Raw genomic sequence first — 15241 nt, 5'->3', positions numbered from 1 at the left:
CGTGAGTCTTGTCCCGAACGTCCTCGCCACCCGGTACGCGAGCCCGCAGCTGGTGCAGTTGTGGTCGCCCGAGAACAAGATCGTGCTGGAGCGCCGGCTGTGGCTCGAGGTGCTGCGGGCCCAGACCGAACTCGGCGCCGCCGGTACCGAGGCGGTCACCCCCGATGTCCTCGAGGATTACGAGCGGGTGCTGGGCGAGGTCGACCTGGCCTCGATCGCCGAACGCGAGCGGATCACCCGCCACGATGTGAAGGCGCGCATCGAGGAGTTCAATGCCCTCGCCGGGCACGAGCAGATCCACAAGGGCATGACCAGCCGGGATCTGACCGAGAACGTGGAACAGCTGCAGATTCGGCTCTCGCTGGAACACGTCTACGAACACGGCGTCGCGGTCGCCGCGCGGCTGGCGGAGCGGGCCGCCGAGTACCAGTCGCTGGTGATGGCCGGTCGTTCGCACAATGTGGCGGCGCAGGCGACCACCCTGGGCAAGCGGTTCGCGGGCGCGGCCGACGAGGTGCTGCTCGCCCTGCACCGGGTGCGTGAGCTGATCGACCGGTATCCGCTGCGCGGCATCAAGGGGCCGATGGGCACCGCCCAGGACATGCTCGATCTGTTCGACGGCGACGCCGCCAAGCTCGCCCAGCTGGAGCAGAAGGTCGCCCGGCATCTGGGCTTCGCGACCGTGCTGACCAGCGTCGGCCAGGTCTATCCCCGCTCTCTGGACCACGACGTGATCTCCGCGCTGGTCCAATTGGGCGCGGGCCCTTCGTCGTTCGCGCACACGGTGCGGCTGATGGCCGGGCACGAACTGGTCACCGAGGGTTTCCAGCCCGGGCAGGTCGGCAGTTCGGCGATGCCGCACAAGATGAACACCCGCTCGTGCGAGCGCGTCAACGGTCTGCAGGTGGTGCTGCGCGGCTACGGCTCGATGGCGGCCGAACTGGCGGGCGCGCAGTGGAACGAGGGCGATGTGTTCTGTTCCGTGGTGCGCCGGGTCGCGCTGCCGGACGCGTTCTTCGCCATCGACGGCATGATGGAGACCTTCCTGACCGTCCTGGGCGAATTCGGCGCGTACCCGGCCGTGATCGACCGGGAGCTCAACCGCTATCTGCCTTTCCTGGCCACCACCCGCATCCTGATGGCGGCGGTGCGGGCCGGGGTCGGGCGCGAGAGTGCGCACGAGGTCATCAAGGAGCACGCGGTCGCGGTGGCGCTGGCCATGCGGGAGCAGGGGCGCGAACCGGATCTGCTGGACCGCCTCGCGGCCGACGACCGGATGCCGCTGGACCGGGCCGGACTCGAGGCCGCGCTGGCCGATCGGACGGCGTTCATCGGTGCCGCGGAGGCGCAGGTGAGCGATGTGGTGGCGCAGGTGCAGAAGCTGATCGACGCGAATCCCGAGGCCGCTCGCTACACCCCCTCGCCGATTCTGTAACCGCCGCCGGACCGATGGTCGCGGCACCGAAACCGCCCGGCGCCGCCGTTCGCACGGTGGCCTCGCGCATGTTCGGCGCCGTGCGAATGGTGCGGCGGCGCAGGCGAAATCGGCGACTAGGGTTGCCGGATATGGACCCCTATACGATCTTCGCCGACATCGTCGCCGGACGGGCGCCCTCGTCCAAGGTCTACGAGGACGACGACGTTCTCGCCTTCATGGACATCCGTCCCATGACACCCGGCCATCTGCTGGTGATTCCGAAGGTTCCGGCGCGCAGCCTGGACGAACTGGATCCGATGATCGGCGGCAAGCTTTTTCAGGTCGCTCAGCGTCTGGCGGCCGCGCTGCGGCAGTCCGAGGTGCGCTGTGACGGGGTGAATCTCTTTCTGGCAGATGGCGTTACGGCCGGGCAGGAGGTCTTCCACGTCCATCTGCACGTCATTCCGCGCACACCCGGCGACGGCTTCGGGCTGCGCAATCGCGCGACGACCCCGCCGCGTGCGGACCTGGACTATCTGGCCGCCTCGATCCGGGGCGCGGTCGGGCGGGCGCAACCGAATGCCGCGAGCGCACCGGACGGAAAGCGGTGGCTCACCTGAGTCCTGCTGCGTACCGGGCGGTTTGCTGAGGAAACGCCAGGAGGTCGAAAGCTCCGCGCGGCGCCAGAGTGTGCGTTACTTTAAGTAGCAGTTGTGGTGGGTTGACGGAGGTGGGGACATGCGACGTTCATTCGTTGCTGCGGTTGTGCTGACAGTCGGACTGGGCGTCTTCGGTCCCTGGATGGGCTCACAGCCACGCGCATCGGCGGCACGTGTGGTCGATGCAAATGATATGAGCCCGACCCGGACGGCGCTGGTCGTCGATTCCCCAGCCATGGGACGCACTATCCAGGTTGAGGTGCTGCATCCGGCCGGTGGGGGTGCGCGGCCCTCGTACTATCTGCTCGACGGGCTCGATCCCGGTGTGCAGCAGAGCACCTGGACCAATGCCACCGATGCCGAACCCTTCTTTCGCGGTAAGAACGTCAACGTCGTGCTGCCGATGGGCGGGCAGGCGAGTTACTACACCGACTGGCAGCGCGACGATCCGCATTTCGGCCGCTACCGGTGGGAGACCTTCCTGACGCGCGAACTTCCGCCCATCATCGACGCCACGTTCTCCGGCAACGGCGTGAACGCGATCGGTGGCCTGTCGATGGGCGGCATCGCGGCGTTCGTCCTGGCCGTTCGCCACCCGGAGCTGTACGAGGCTGTGGCGGGCTATAGTGCGTGCCCGGATCTGGGTATCGCACAGGGGGCGATCATGTTCTCGATCGCCAATCGTGGCGGCAATCCGTTCGATATGTGGGGTGCGCCCGGAAGTCCGGAATGGGGCGCCCACGATCCGGCGCTGCTGGCGAATCGACTGCGCGGCAAGACCGTCTACCTGTCCACCGGCACCGGTATCCCGGGTCCGCACGAGACCGAGATCAAACCGCAGCTGCCGGAGAACATCGTCCTGGGCGGGCCGATCGAGGCCGGCGTGGACGTCTGCGTCACCGCCTTCGAGCAGCGGCTGCGCGGCATGCGCATCCCGGCCAGGGTCGACCGCAGTCCGGTGGGGACGCATTCCTGGTCGTATTGGCAGGACTATCTGCACGCGTCGTGGCCGACAATCGGCGCGGCGATCGGGGCCTGATCGCCGGGTGCCGAACCTGCGATCGGCGCGGGCCGGGAGGACCCGCGCCGACCGGATGAGACCCGGAGGGCCGGTGTGTCGCGGTTCGGTGTCGTATGGCGATTCAGTGCGGTTGCGCTCCGGGGCGGTTGAATTCGCCGTCCTTGGCGCCGGCGACGAACGCCCGCCACTCGCCGGGAGTGAAGATCAGCGCCGGCCCGTCCGGATTCTTGGCATCACGCAGCCCGATATTGCCGCTGGCCAGGAAGGCCACCTCGACACCACCCTCCCCGTCGCCGCTGCGCTGCCAGACCGCCCCGGGTTCGATCTCGCGATTCTTCGCTTCCAACCTGTGCTCCTGCATCGATGTGATCGCCCGCGGGATCCGTGCGGGCGCTGCCGTCCTCGAGAGTAGGCGGTCGGAAGCCGCCGCACCGGCGTGGTTTCCGAATCCGCGCGCAGGGGGGATGGCCGGGATCACACCGTATGCCGACCTGCGAAATGTGGCATTCGTCTACTCGTTCCGGCAACACCGCTGGTTTACGGCGCAACCTGATCGGAAACCCCGTTCATTGTGGCAGTTGGAGGGCGTCGACTGGTCAAGAGACCGAGAGGGCGTGCCCTGCCGCACTGAAGAGACGACAAGGATGGAGCACCGCATGGCACCCGTCTTCGACAGTTGCGCGGTGGTGCCCCGGCACCTCACCGTCGAGCAGGCGCACAACATCCTGCACAGTCACAGCAGCTGTCCCACCGATCAATGCCCGCGCCGCAAAGCCGCACTGTTCTTCCTGATGGAATCTCGTCGTTCGGCCCGCGGCAACGGGCGTGACGTGCGCCGGCCCGCGCCGCGGACCACCGGCCTGGGGTAACGCGGGCCGAGCTCGCACTCCCGTCCTCGCCGATACGTTCGTGTCGGCGGGTGTGGGGGTGCGCGCCCGGGCCGGCCCACCGCGATTACGGTGGTCACCATGGCTCTCGACAGTGGTACCGGAACCATCCAGAATGCCGGCGACGCCGCGGCGGCGGTGACCCCGCCGGTGGCCAAACAGGTCCCGGCCGAACGCGTCCGTCATGGTGACACCTTCGTCGATCCCTACGAATGGCTGCGGGACAAGGACGATCCCGAGGTCATCGCCCATCTCGAGGCCGAGAACGCCTACACCGACGCGCAGACCGCCCACTTGGCTCCGCTGCGCGCGCGCATCTTCGACGAGATCAAATCGCGCACCCAGGAGACCGATATGTCGGTCCCGGCGCGGCTGGGGGAGTACTGGTACTACTCGCGCAGTTTCGAAGGCAAGCAGTACGGCATGCACTGCCGCTGCCCGATCACCGATGTCGACGACTGGACTCCGCCGCAACTCGACATCGATATCGAGATTCCCGGTGAGGAGATTCTGCTCGACAGCAACGTGCTGGCCGAGGGGCACGATTTCTTCGCCCTCGGCGCCTATTCGATCAGCCACGACGGCACGCTGCTGGCCTATTCCACCGATACCGTCGGTGATGAGCGATATGTGCTGCGGTTCAAGGATTTACGCAGCGGCGAGCTGCTAGGCGACGAAATTCCGGGCACCGCGCCGGGGGCGACGTGGTCGCTGGACGGAACCCACGTGTTCTATCAGACCGTCGACGAATCCTGGCGGCCCGACACCGTGTGGCGGCACCGCCTCGGCACCGCGCAGTCCGACGACGTCACGGTGTTCCACGAGCCCGACGAGCGCTACTGGGTCAGCATCGGCGCCACCCGCTCCGAGAAGTATCTGATGATCTGGGCCGGGTCGAAGATCACCACCGAGGGCTGGATCCTCGAATCCGACGATCCCGAGGGCGAATTCCGGGTGCTGCTGCCGCGCCGCGAGGGTGTGGAGTATTCGGCCGAACACGCGGTGATCGGCGGGCAGGACCGGCTGCTGATCCTGCACAACGACGTGGTCGACGGTGTGAAGGCCGAGAATTTCGTGCTCACCGAGGCGCCGGTGGACGATCCGGCCGCGATGACCATGCTGATCGGTCATCGTGACGATGTGCGGCTCGAGGACGTCGACTGCTTCCGCGACCATCTCGTGCTCTCGTATCGGCGCGAGGCCCTGCCGCGAGTCGCGGTATGGCCGTTGACGTCCGACGGCTACGGCGAGCTGCGCGAACTGGAATTCGGCCTGGAACTGTTCTCCGCCGGCGTGGGCTCCAATCCGGAATGGGCGCAGCCGACGCTGCGGCTGGGCGTGACCTCGTTCATCACCCCGATGCAGGTCTTCGACTACGTGCCCGCCACCGGTGAACTGATGCTGCGCAAACAGCAGCAGGTGCTCGGCGGCTACGACCCGGACGACTATGTGCAGCATCGGGACTGGGCGACCGCGGCCGACGGCACCCGGATTCCGATCTCGGTGGTGCGCCGCCGTGACAGCGAGGGCGCGGGTCCGAAACCGTTGCTGCTCTACGGGTACGGGTCCTACGAGGCCAGTATCGATCCGGGTTTCTCGGTGTCGCGGTTGTCGCTGCTCGACCGCGGCATGGTGTTCGCGGTCGCCCATGTGCGGGGCGGTGGCGAGATGGGCCGGCTGTGGTACGAGAACGGCAAGACGCTCACCAAGAAGAACACCTTCACCGATTTCGTCTCCTGCGCACGGCATCTCGTCGACACCGGCGTCACCACGCCGCAGGTGCTGGTGGCCGACGGTGGCAGCGCGGGCGGGCTGCTGATGGGGGCGGTGGCCAATCTGGCGCCCGAACTGTTCGCGGGCATTCTCGCCAATGTGCCGTTCGTGGATCCGCTCACCTCGATCCTGGACCCGTCGCTGCCCCTGACGGTCATCGAATGGGACGAGTGGGGTAACCCGCTGGAAGATCCGGAGGTCTACGCCTATATGAAGTCCTATTCGCCGTACGAGAACGTGGCGGCCGTGGACTATCCGGCGATCCTGGCGATCACCAGCCTCAACGACACCCGCGTGCTCTATGTCGAGCCCGCGAAGTGGGTCGCCGCGCTGCGGGCCACGAAGACCGGTGACTCCCAGCTCCTGCTGAAGACCGAGATGAGCGCCGGGCACGGGGGCGTCAGCGGCCGCTACGAGAAGTGGAAGGAAGTCGCCTTCGAATACGCCTGGGTGCTCGATCGGGTCGGTCTCGGCGAGGTCGGCTGAGGGCTGCCGGTAGCCGACGCTGCGGCCGGGTGGTCGCTCCGGGAATTCGTCGGGGCGTCACTTCGGCTGCACGGGGCCGACACCTGCCGCGCGCACAGTGGAGGCATGAGCGGCAACGACCGGGGGTTCGGGCAGCTGATCGTCTCGGTGTCGGGTATTCGCGACACCACACTGGAACAGGCGCGCGCCTTCGCCGCGGAGATGGACGGCCGTGGGGTACGGCTGTCGCTGCTGGTGGCGCCGCGGTTGAAGGGGAAATACCGGCTCACGGAGGATCCACAAACCCAGCAGTGGCTGCGAGACCGGCGCGCGGCCGGTGACGCGATCGTGCTGCACGGCTACGACCAGGCCGCGACCAAACGTCGCCGCGCCGAATTCGCCGCGCTGCCCAAGCACGAAGCACGCCTGCGCCTCACCGCCGCCGACCGGGTGATGGAACAGATCGGCCTGCGCACCCGGCTGTTCGCCGCCCCGCGCTGGACGGCCTCCGAGGGCGCCGTCGCCGCCCTGCCCGAGGTCGGTTTCCGTCTGGCGCTGGGATTGACCGCCATCCACGACCTGGAACGGGACACGGCACAGCGCTGCTGGGTGCACGGCGTCGGTGAGGGTTTCCGGGCCGAACCGTGGTGGTGCCACGCGCTGATCATGAGCGCGGCCCGCATCGCGCGACGCGGGGGAACGCTGCGACTGGCCGTCTCGGCGGCGCAGCTCTCCCGGCCCGGTCCCCATCAGGCCATGCTCGACGCGGTCGATCTGGCGCTGTTCCACGAGGCGGTTCCGGACGTCTACCGGTGGGAACCGTACGCCATGCCGCACGCGGCATGAGCTCGCTCGACGTCAGCGCATCTCCGCCGGGTCGTCCCCGGACACGCGCCGCATATCCCGCACCGCCGTGACGATTGCCTCATCCGATACCGCGGCGGTGGCATCGTGGGTGAAGCCGCCGGCCTCCTTGCGGGTGAGCGAGGTGGACAGCGGATGCTTCTTCAGCTGATCGACGCAGCGGTCGATATCGGCCAGCAGCAGATCGGCCATATCGTGGGTGAAGCCGTGCCGGACGACCGCTCGCATGATCGTCTCGTCCTGCCGATCGGCCGGTAGCGGATAGGCGGCGATCAGCCAGCCCCGCGCGCGCAGGCGTTCGGACAGGTCGTACAGGTTGAAGCCGGGATCTTCGCGCAGCCGCCACGACACCGCGCTGATTCCGCGGGTGGGCGTGCCGTCGTGGATCATCTCGAACAAGCCGGTCTCGGTGAGGCCGTGGGCCAGATGTTCGGCGACCCGGTAGATCGCCGATTGCAGCCGGGTGTAACCCGTGCGGCCGAGCCGGATGAAGTCGTAGTACTGGGTGATCGCCTGGCCGCCGGGGCGGGAGAAATTCAGGTTGAAGGTGGCCATACTGCCGCCGAGGTAGTCGACGTCGAATACCAGTTCCTCCGGAAGGTCGGCGGCCGTGCGCCAGAGCGCCCAGCCGGCGCCCAGCGGGGCCAGGCCGGTTTTGTGTCCGGAGGCGTTGATCGACTTCACCCGCTCGAGCCGGAAGTCCCACACCAAATGCGGCGCCGTGAACGGGGCCAGGAATCCGCCGCTGGCGGCGTCGATGTGCAGTGGGATGTCCAGGCCGGTGCGGGCCTGGACATCGTCTAGGGCCGCGCTCATCGCGGCGACGTCCTCGAACAGTCCGGTGAAGGTCTGGCCCATCGTCGCGACGACCATGATCGTATTCGAATCGCAGTGTGCGGCAATGTCATCCGGCTCGAGCGTATAGCGGTTGCCGCGCAGCGGTACCTGCCGGATCTCAACGTCGAAATAGCGCGCGAACTTCTCCCAGCACACCTGTACCGGGCCGCAGACGAAATTGGGGATGCCCTGTCCGCCGTTCTTGCGCCAGCGCGTCTTCGCGGCCAGCCCGCCGAGCATCGCCGCCTCACTGGACCCGATGGTGGAGGTGCCGCGCGTCGAGCCGGGATCGGGACAGTGCCACAGGTCGGCGACCATGTGCACGCACCGGCGCTCGAGCTCGGCGGTCTGCGGATATTCGTCCTTGTCGACGATGTTCTTGGCCAGGCTCTGCGCCATCAGCCGACGAGCGTGATCGTCGATCCAGGTGGTGCAGAAGGTGGCCAGATTCATCCGCGACACGCCGTCGAGCATCAGCTCGTCGTGCACGATCTGATAGGCCTCAGGGGCCGGCATCTCGCGGTGCGGGAAGTGGTGTTTGGGTGCGCCGCGGTCCAGATCGGGCATCGCGAACAGGTCGTCGGATTCCGATGATGCAGCCATCTCGTCCTCTCCGGTGGTCGGATCCCGGTCGAGCTCTCCCTCATCATGCCCGCTGCGGTGGCGGGTCGGTCGCGAACGGACGGGGGAAATCGGGCGAATTCTATGCCGTGCCGCGCCCGACGCCGATGCGGCCGGTCCCGGAAGAGGGTTAGGTTGGTCGACATGACCGACGATTCTCGGACGGCGGCCCTGCGCGAACAGGTGCGGGCGCTGATGCCGCAGGCGAAAGCCGATCTGGCCCAGTTGGTTTCGTATCGGTCCGTGGCCGATGCGCGGCAGTTTCCGCCGGAAGAATGTCATCGGGCGGCGCGGTGGGTCGCCGACGCCTTCGCCGACCTCGGTCTCACCGACGTCGGCCTGCACGAGACGCCCGACGGCAGCGAGGCGGTCGTGGCCCGGTACCCGGCTCCGGCCGGAGCCCCTACGGTGCTGCTGTACAGCCATTACGACGTGCAGCCGCCGGTCGACGAGGCGGCCTGGGAGACTCCGGTGTGGGAGCTCACCGAGCGTGACGGCCGCTGGTACGGGCGCGGCGCGGCCGACTGCAAGGGCAATATCGTCGTCCATCTGACCGCCCTGCGGGCACTGCGGAACTCGCTGGGAGACAAGGGGTATCCGGTCGGGATCACGCTGGTCTGCGAGGGCTCGGAGGAACAGGGCACCGGCGGTCTGGAGGAGTTCGTTCCGCAGCACGCGGACCTGTTGCGCGCCGACGCGCTGCTGATCGGTGACTGCGGCAATTTCGCGGTGGGCCTGCCGACCTTCACCCAGACCCTGCGCGGAAACGTGAATGTGCTCGTCACGGTCGAAACCCTGTCCGGTCCATTGCATTCCGGCATGTTCGGCGGGGCGGCCCCCGATGCCGTCGCCGCGCTGATCCAGCTGCTCGCGACGCTGCGAGACGAGCACGGGAACACCACGGTCGCCGGGTTGCCGGCCGATCAGATCTGGGACGGCGCGCACTATCCGGTCGAGCAGTTCCGCGTCGATGCCGGCATCCTCGACGGCGTGCAGGTGTTGGGCAGCGGCACCGTCTCGGACATGCTCTGGGCCCGGCCGGCTTTGACCGTGCTGGGCATCGATGTCCCGCCGGTGGTGGGGTCGGCGGCGGCCGTCCAGCCCAGCGCACGGGCCCGGTTGAATCTGCGGATCCCGCCCGGGGTCGATCCGGCTCCGGCCCTGAAAGCCCTTACCGCACATATCGAATCGCATACGCCGTGGGGTGCGCGCGTTCGGGTCGAGACCGAGGGCACCGGGGCGCCGTTCCGGTCCGGTACCGGCGGCCCGGCGCGGCTGGCGATGGAGGACGCCTTCGCCGCCGCGTACGGACGCACCGCCACCCTGCAGGGGCAGGGCGGCTCGATTCCGCTGTGCAACGTCTTCGCCGAAACCTATCCCGACGCCGAGATCATGCTGCTCGGCGTCGAGGAGCCGAAATGCCTGATCCACGCCCCGAACGAAAGTGTCGATCCCAGCGAGATCGAGCACGTGGCGCTGGCGGAGGCACTGTTCCTGGCCTCGTATTCGCGGTGAGGGGCCGCGGCTTCGCGGGGCGCGCCCGCTAGAAGGTCTTGTCGTCCTCCGGCTCGATGAGTGCGAATTCGGTATCGGCCGGGCGCATTTCGGACAGGCGGCCGAAGTAGATGCCCTGTGCCTCCGGCGCGATGATGCCGTAATGGATCGGGACGGCGGTGCGCGGAGCCACGGCGCGCAGATAGTCCACCGCTTCGCTGATCTTCATCCACGGCGCGACCGCGGGCACCGCCAGCACTCCGACCGATACCGGCGGCACCCACAGCGAATCGCCCGGGTGAACGAACTGCGCCGGATCGTCGGCGGTGCCGAGCTGGAAGACGGTGTTGTCTACGACCGGCAGCTCCGGATGGATCACCGCGTGCTTGCCGCCGCCCCCGGTGATCTGCAGATCGCCGATGGTGACGATATTGCCCGCGTGCACGGCCTGCCACGGTTCACCGCGCTGCTGTGCGGTCTGCGGATCGCTGAGCAGGCGCGCGCTCGGATTCGCGTCGACCAGGGCCTCGATCCGGTTCGGATCGATGTGGTCGGGATGCTGATGGGTGATCGCGATCGCGTCGAGTCCCGTGATGCCTTCGAATCCGTGCGAGAAAGTGCCCGGATCGAACAGGATCTTCGCGCCGTTCAATTCGACGAGAACGCAGGAATGACCGAAGTGGGCGATGCGCATGGGCTTCACGCTATCGCCTCCGGCCGCAGCGGGGACCCGGAGGCGGCAGCCTGCGTAACCACGGAGGGGCCACGCGGAGGCCGGCCGACAGGCGCTGTGACGTCTCTCGCAGGTGCTGCGGCCCGGCGGGGCGCCCGCGAGCAGCCCCGATTAAGCTGTTGTGGTAATCCCCCCCACCAGCTTGAGGAGCAACGCGTGGCACGAGTTGTGGTCGAGGTGATGCCGAAGGCCGAGATCCTGGATCCGCAGGGTCAGGCCATCGCCGGCGCGCTCGGACGCCTGGGTTTCCCGGGTGTGTCGGATGTGCGGCAGGGCAAGCGGTTCGAACTCGACATCGACGACAGCGTCAGCGATGCGGAGCTCGAGAAGATCGCCGAGGCCCTGCTCGCCAACACGGTGATCGAGGACTGGAAAGTGGTGCGGCTGCCGTGACCAGCTCTGCGCGAATCGGTGTCATCACCTTCCCCGGCACGCTCGACGACGTCGACGCGGCGCGCGCGGTCCGGTTGGCCGGCGCCGAAGCGGTGAGCCTGTGGCACGCCGACGCCGACCTCAAGGGTGTCGACGCGGTGGTGGTGCCGGGCGGATTCTCCTATGGCGACTATCTGCGCGCCGGTGCCATCGCCCGGTTCGCGCCCGTGATGGGCAAAGTCCTCGAGGCCGCCGGCAAGGGTATGCCGGTGCTGGGAATCTGCAACGGTTTCCAGGTGCTGTGCGAGGCCGGACTGCTGCCGGGCGCGCTGACCCGCAACGAGGGCCTGCACTTCGTCTGCCGCGATCAGTGGCTGCGGGTGGAGTCCACCGCGACGGCGTGGTCCTCGCGCTACGAAGCGGGCGCGCAGATCCTGGTCCCGGTGAAGAACGCCGAGGGCCGCTACCAGGCCTCACCGGCCGTGCTCGACGAACTCGAGGGCGAGGGCCGGGTGGTCTTCCGCTACGTGGGCGGCAACCCCAACGGTTCGCAGCGCGATATCGCCGGCATCGCCTCCCCGAACGGCCGCGTCGTCGGTCTCATGCCGCACCCCGAACACGCCACCGAACCGCTGACCGGGCCGAGTGACGACGGGCTGGGGATCTTCCTGTCGGTCCTCGACAGCCTCGTCGCCACGGCCTGATCGGCCTGTCACCACCGTCTGATCGGCCTGTCGCTCAGGGGATCACGACCGCCGCGGTGATCGGCACCGGGGCGTCCGCCCAGCGTCGGCCGGTATCACGCGGGGTGATGCCGTGGTCGGTCCAGGCGGACAGCAACTGCGCGACCTTGGTGTGCATGGTGGTGCGCAGGCGATCGAAGGAGGTATCCGGCACCTCGTCGACCTCACCGAGCAGCAGCCACCACGCCCAGGCGACCGCACCGGCATTGGCGACGAAGTCCGGCAGCACCGCAACGCCACGGGCGGCGAGCATGGCCTCCGCCTCCGGTGTGGTGGCGGCGTTGGCGGCCTCGACGACGACACGGGCGCGCACGTCGAACGAGTTGTCCGGGGTGATCGCGTACGAGATGGCCGCGGGTACCAGGATGTCGACATCGGCGGACAGGACCGCCGCGCGTGGCAGTTGCTCCACATCTTCGGGCAGTCGGGAGCGGTCGATTTCGCCGTAGTCGTCGCGCAACTCCAGTAGCGCCGGGATGTCGAGTCCGCCGGCGCGGTACAGGGCACCGGCGGCATCGGCCACGGTGGTCACGCGCATACCCGCCTCGTGCAGGTAGTAGGCCGCCGCGCCGCCCATGGTGCCGACTCCCTGGATCGCGACCGTCGTCTCGGCCGGCCTCCGGCCCCAGGAGACGGCCGTGGCGAGGCACGCGTGCGCGACGCCGTAACCGCCGATCACATCACCGAGCAGGAAACCGCCCTCGACCGCCGCGTTCAGTCCGTTGCGGACCCGCTCCAGGGTGGCGGGCGGGTTCGCGGCGCGGCGGATCGCGGCGTGATAGCTCTGCCCCAGACCCAGCTTCTCGAAGACCTCGTCGATCAGATGTTGCGGGACGCCCAGGTCCTCCGCGGTCACCCAGTGCGCGTCGATCCACGGGCGCATGGCCTCGCAGAATCGCTCCAGCACCTCGATGGCCCGGGGGTGTTTCGGGTCGAAGTCGATGCCGCCCTTCGCGCCGCCGATCGGCAGGTCGAAGGTCGCGGTCTTGGCGGCCATTCCGCGCGCCAGATCCTCCACCTCGCTCAGCGTGCAGCCGGCCCGCATGCGGGTGCCCCCGGTGGCCAGGCCGCCGCGCAGGGTGTGGACGACGAGGTAGCCGACGGCGCCGGTGTCCGAATCGGTCCACTGCAGCCGCAGATACGGCTCGGGGCGGATCGCGGGGGTGACCGGGACGGTCGCGGGCACCGCCGGGACGGTCGGTGCGGTGTCCTCGGCCGGGTTGTGGATCGTCGTCACGGCGAACTACCTCCTTCGCGTTCGGATGGCCGACCACCACCCGCGGGGAACGTCGAGTCGCGCGACGGTCGGCGTCCGGACCTCGTCGTCCCGGCTGGTGATTCGCTGTCACCAGCCTGCGTCCTGCCCGGTCACACGTCTATTTACGGTTCGTTCACGGCCGTGTTCAGTGTTTCTGCACAGCGGTACCGGACCGCGTTGTCAGCCGTGCGTACGGTTTCCGCGCAGCGCCTACGCTCGATGCCATGGACCTGTCGCTGCCTCGCCTGCGCATGCTGCGCGAGCTGCATCGGCGCGGCACGATCACCGCGGCCGCGGGTGCGCTGCACTACACCGCCTCGGCGGTGTCGCAACAGCTGGCGCAGTTGGAGCGGGACGTGGGGCTGCGGCTGTTCGAGCGGCGCGGGCGCCGGCTGCAACTCACCGATCGCGGAGTTCTGCTCGCCGAGCACGCCGAGGAGATCCTCGCCTCGGTGGAGCGGGCCACACAGGCGCTGGAGGAGTCCGGGGAGTCGGTGTCGGCGACACTCACCGCCGGGGTGTGGGCCTCGGTCGCCTCGGGTCTGCTGCCCGACGCGCTCACCGCGCTCGCCCGCGCCCATCCGGGCATTCTGGTGCGGACCAGGGAACTCGCGCCGGAGGCGACGGCTGCCGCGGTTCGCGACGGCACCCTGGACCTGTCATTCGTCCTCGACTATTCGAATTCCCCCATGACCTGGGACCGCGGTCTGGAACGCGCCGTGATCGCGGTCGAGCGGCTCTACGCGGCGGTGCCGGCCGGAGCGGTGCCGGCGCCGACGGTGACGCTGGCCGGTCTGGCGGAACATCCGTGGATCCTCGCGCCCGCTCGCTCCCATTTCGGTCATGCGGTCCGGCTGGCCTTCCAGTCCGGCGGGGTCGAACCGCGCATCGACCACGAAGTGGAGGAGCAGTCGACGGCGATGGCGATGGTCGCGGCCGGACTGGGCGTCACGCTGGTCTCGGACCTGGGGCTGGCGCTGCGGCCGCCCGGCGTGGATATCGTCGGGCTCGGTGAGGGTCTCACCCGGACCGTCTCACTGGCTTATCGCACCAATACGGCACGCCGGGCGGCGCTGCTGTTCGTCGTGAACGCGGTCCGGGCCGCCGCCGTCGACAAGGGGCTCGGTCCGGATCGGCCGTCGGTCGCTGCACCGGGACCGGAAACCATTGCGCCACCGAATGATTCGGCCGAGGTCACGCGCACGGGCCTGGGGCTCGACTGAGCGCGATGCCGGTACAGCGGCGTCAGTGGACATTGGCGAACAGATACGGAACCCGCCCGCCCGTGACCCGGCAACCGCCTGGCGGACCGCCGAGATGCGCCAGCCGGTGATGGCATCGGCCATTCCGGTGGCCAGCGGCGCCGAGACCTCGTCGGCCACCTCGGCCGGGCAGCGGCCGCCGTCGATGGTCGTCACCCGTACCTGCCGGCCCAGAATTCCTGTGCCGCTGTTGATTTCTTTCGCAGCCGAGGAAATCGCCGCTTCACAGGACGGCGCGACAATTCCGACGGGCCCTGCAGGGGGACGATATTCAGGACCTCGACCACTTCGTCCGGGCTCTCGCCGAAGGAGCACATTCGGTACCCTTCTTCGTATCCGAGCGAAATGATGGGGCGGAGAATATGTCGACCATTGTCAGTGGCGTCGCCACGCTGCACGGGGCGCTGCGAGCTGCGGAACGCGGTTGGCTCCGGCACCTCGACGCGGCACTGTGTGCCAGGCAGCTGACCGCCGACCAGTGGGCCATGCTGTCGAATCTGTCCGACCGCTCCGGCATCACCATGAGCGAGCTGGCGGTTCGTGCCCAGCTACCGCCCTCGTCGGCCACCCGCCACGCCGACGCCCTGGCCGAGCGCGGCCTGATCTTTCGAATTGCGGCCGAGGACGACCGCCGCCGCATTCTCATCGGTTTGACCCATCGCGGCAAGGATCTGGTGGATTCGGTTCGCGAGCAGGAGTCACTCGCTGAAGAGGAATTGCGTAAACGAATCGGCGCGCGAAATCACGCGGAATTGCTGCGACTGCTCGAGTTGATGGTCGATACCCAGTCGGATTGATCCGTTCGGAGCGCGGCCGCCTACTCGGCGATAATCCG

15 protein-coding genes and 1 pseudogene are annotated in these 15241 nt (G+C 68.4%); 11 read left to right on the top strand and 5 right to left on the bottom strand.

Annotated elements, in window-relative coordinates; translation table 11 throughout:
• Window position 1 precedes the first annotated feature (1 nt).
• The 3 genes from purB to C5E41_RS01355 all read left to right on the top strand — a co-directional run bounded on the left by purB (window position 2) and on the right by C5E41_RS01355 (window position 3115).
• Window positions 2-1435, top strand: a complete 1434-nt coding sequence (gene purB / locus C5E41_RS01365; protein WP_104373991.1) for an adenylosuccinate lyase — start codon at window positions 2-4, stop codon at window positions 1433-1435.
• Window positions 1436-1566: 131 nt separating this feature from the next.
• Window positions 1567-2037 (top strand): HIT family protein, encoded by a 471-nt coding sequence (locus tag C5E41_RS01360; protein ID WP_104374184.1) that lies wholly within the window; start codon window positions 1567-1569, stop codon window positions 2035-2037.
• A gap of 118 nt (window positions 2038-2155) precedes the next feature.
• Complete coding sequence (locus C5E41_RS01355) at window positions 2156-3115, top strand: alpha/beta hydrolase (RefSeq protein ID WP_104373990.1); 960 nt, start codon at window positions 2156-2158, stop codon at window positions 3113-3115.
• A 103-nt stretch (window positions 3116-3218) separates the two neighbouring features.
• On the opposite strand, the gene C5E41_RS01350 is transcribed toward C5E41_RS01355, so the two are convergent.
• Window positions 3219-3443 carry a DUF397 domain-containing protein gene (locus C5E41_RS01350; protein WP_223273481.1) on the bottom strand — a complete coding sequence of 75 codons (225 nt, stop codon included), beginning with the start codon at window positions 3441-3443 and terminating at the stop codon, window positions 3219-3221.
• A gap of 310 nt (window positions 3444-3753) precedes the next feature.
• On the opposite strand from C5E41_RS01350, the gene C5E41_RS01345 reads away from it, so the two are divergent.
• The 3 genes from C5E41_RS01345 to C5E41_RS01335 all read left to right on the top strand — a co-directional run bounded on the left by C5E41_RS01345 (window position 3754) and on the right by C5E41_RS01335 (window position 7068).
• Window positions 3754-3966 carry a hypothetical protein gene (locus C5E41_RS01345; protein ID WP_146097434.1) on the top strand — a complete coding sequence of 71 codons (213 nt, stop codon included), beginning with the start codon at window positions 3754-3756 and terminating at the stop codon, window positions 3964-3966.
• 99 nt (window positions 3967-4065) lie between these two features.
• Window positions 4066-6243, top strand: a complete 2178-nt coding sequence (locus tag C5E41_RS01340; protein WP_104374183.1) for a S9 family peptidase — start codon at window positions 4066-4068, stop codon at window positions 6241-6243.
• A gap of 105 nt (window positions 6244-6348) precedes the next feature.
• Window positions 6349-7068, top strand: a complete 720-nt coding sequence (locus C5E41_RS01335) for a DUF2334 domain-containing protein (RefSeq protein WP_104373988.1) — start codon at window positions 6349-6351, stop codon at window positions 7066-7068.
• Window positions 7069-7080: 12 nt separating this feature from the next.
• Here C5E41_RS01335 and C5E41_RS01330 read toward each other — a convergent pair whose 3' ends face one another.
• Entirely contained in the window at window positions 7081-8526 is a 1446-nt protein-coding gene (locus C5E41_RS01330; RefSeq protein ID WP_104373987.1) for a glutamate decarboxylase, read from the bottom strand.
• A gap of 162 nt (window positions 8527-8688) precedes the next feature.
• On the opposite strand from C5E41_RS01330, the gene C5E41_RS01325 reads away from it, so the two are divergent.
• Window positions 8689-10059 (top strand): dipeptidase, encoded by a 1371-nt coding sequence (locus C5E41_RS01325; RefSeq protein WP_104373986.1) that lies wholly within the window; start codon window positions 8689-8691, stop codon window positions 10057-10059.
• A 28-nt stretch (window positions 10060-10087) separates the two neighbouring features.
• Here the strand turns inward: C5E41_RS01325 and C5E41_RS01320 are convergent, their stop codons facing one another.
• On the bottom strand, window positions 10088-10732 hold the full coding sequence (locus C5E41_RS01320; RefSeq protein ID WP_104373985.1) for an MBL fold metallo-hydrolase: 645 nt from the start codon (window positions 10730-10732) through the stop codon (window positions 10088-10090).
• Window positions 10733-10927: 195 nt separating this feature from the next.
• On the opposite strand from C5E41_RS01320, the gene purS reads away from it, so the two are divergent.
• A complete protein-coding gene (gene purS, locus C5E41_RS01315; protein WP_030517414.1) occupies window positions 10928-11164 on the top strand; it encodes a phosphoribosylformylglycinamidine synthase subunit PurS in 237 nt (78 codons plus the stop codon).
• Window positions 11161-11847 (top strand): phosphoribosylformylglycinamidine synthase subunit PurQ, encoded by a 687-nt coding sequence (gene purQ / locus C5E41_RS01310; protein WP_104373984.1) that lies wholly within the window; start codon window positions 11161-11163, stop codon window positions 11845-11847. The genes purS and purQ overlap by 4 nt, the downstream gene beginning before the upstream one ends.
• Window positions 11848-11881: 34 nt before the next feature.
• Here the strand turns inward: purQ and C5E41_RS01305 are convergent, their stop codons facing one another.
• On the bottom strand, window positions 11882-13072 hold the full coding sequence (locus C5E41_RS01305; RefSeq protein WP_104374182.1) for a Glu/Leu/Phe/Val family dehydrogenase: 1191 nt from the start codon (window positions 13070-13072) through the stop codon (window positions 11882-11884).
• A 296-nt stretch (window positions 13073-13368) separates the two neighbouring features.
• Between C5E41_RS01305 and C5E41_RS01300 the strand changes: the two genes are divergently transcribed.
• Window positions 13369-14367 carry a LysR family transcriptional regulator gene (locus C5E41_RS01300; protein WP_104373983.1) on the top strand — a complete coding sequence of 333 codons (999 nt, stop codon included), beginning with the start codon at window positions 13369-13371 and terminating at the stop codon, window positions 14365-14367.
• 126 nt (window positions 14368-14493) lie between these two features.
• Here the strand turns inward: C5E41_RS01300 and C5E41_RS34330 are convergent.
• Window positions 14494-14721, bottom strand: a pseudogene (locus C5E41_RS34330) (hypothetical protein); the annotation flags it as partial.
• Window positions 14722-14768: 47 nt separating this feature from the next.
• Here C5E41_RS34330 and C5E41_RS01290 point away from each other — a divergent pair.
• Entirely contained in the window at window positions 14769-15203 is a 435-nt protein-coding gene (locus tag C5E41_RS01290; protein ID WP_104373982.1) for a MarR family winged helix-turn-helix transcriptional regulator, read from the top strand.
• Window positions 15204-15241 lie beyond the last annotated feature (38 nt).

This window comes from Nocardia nova (assembly GCF_002933465.1).
Taxonomy (GTDB): domain Bacteria; phylum Actinomycetota; class Actinomycetes; order Mycobacteriales; family Mycobacteriaceae; genus Nocardia; species Nocardia nova_B.
This window is presented reverse-complemented; position numbering and strand designations above follow the sequence as displayed.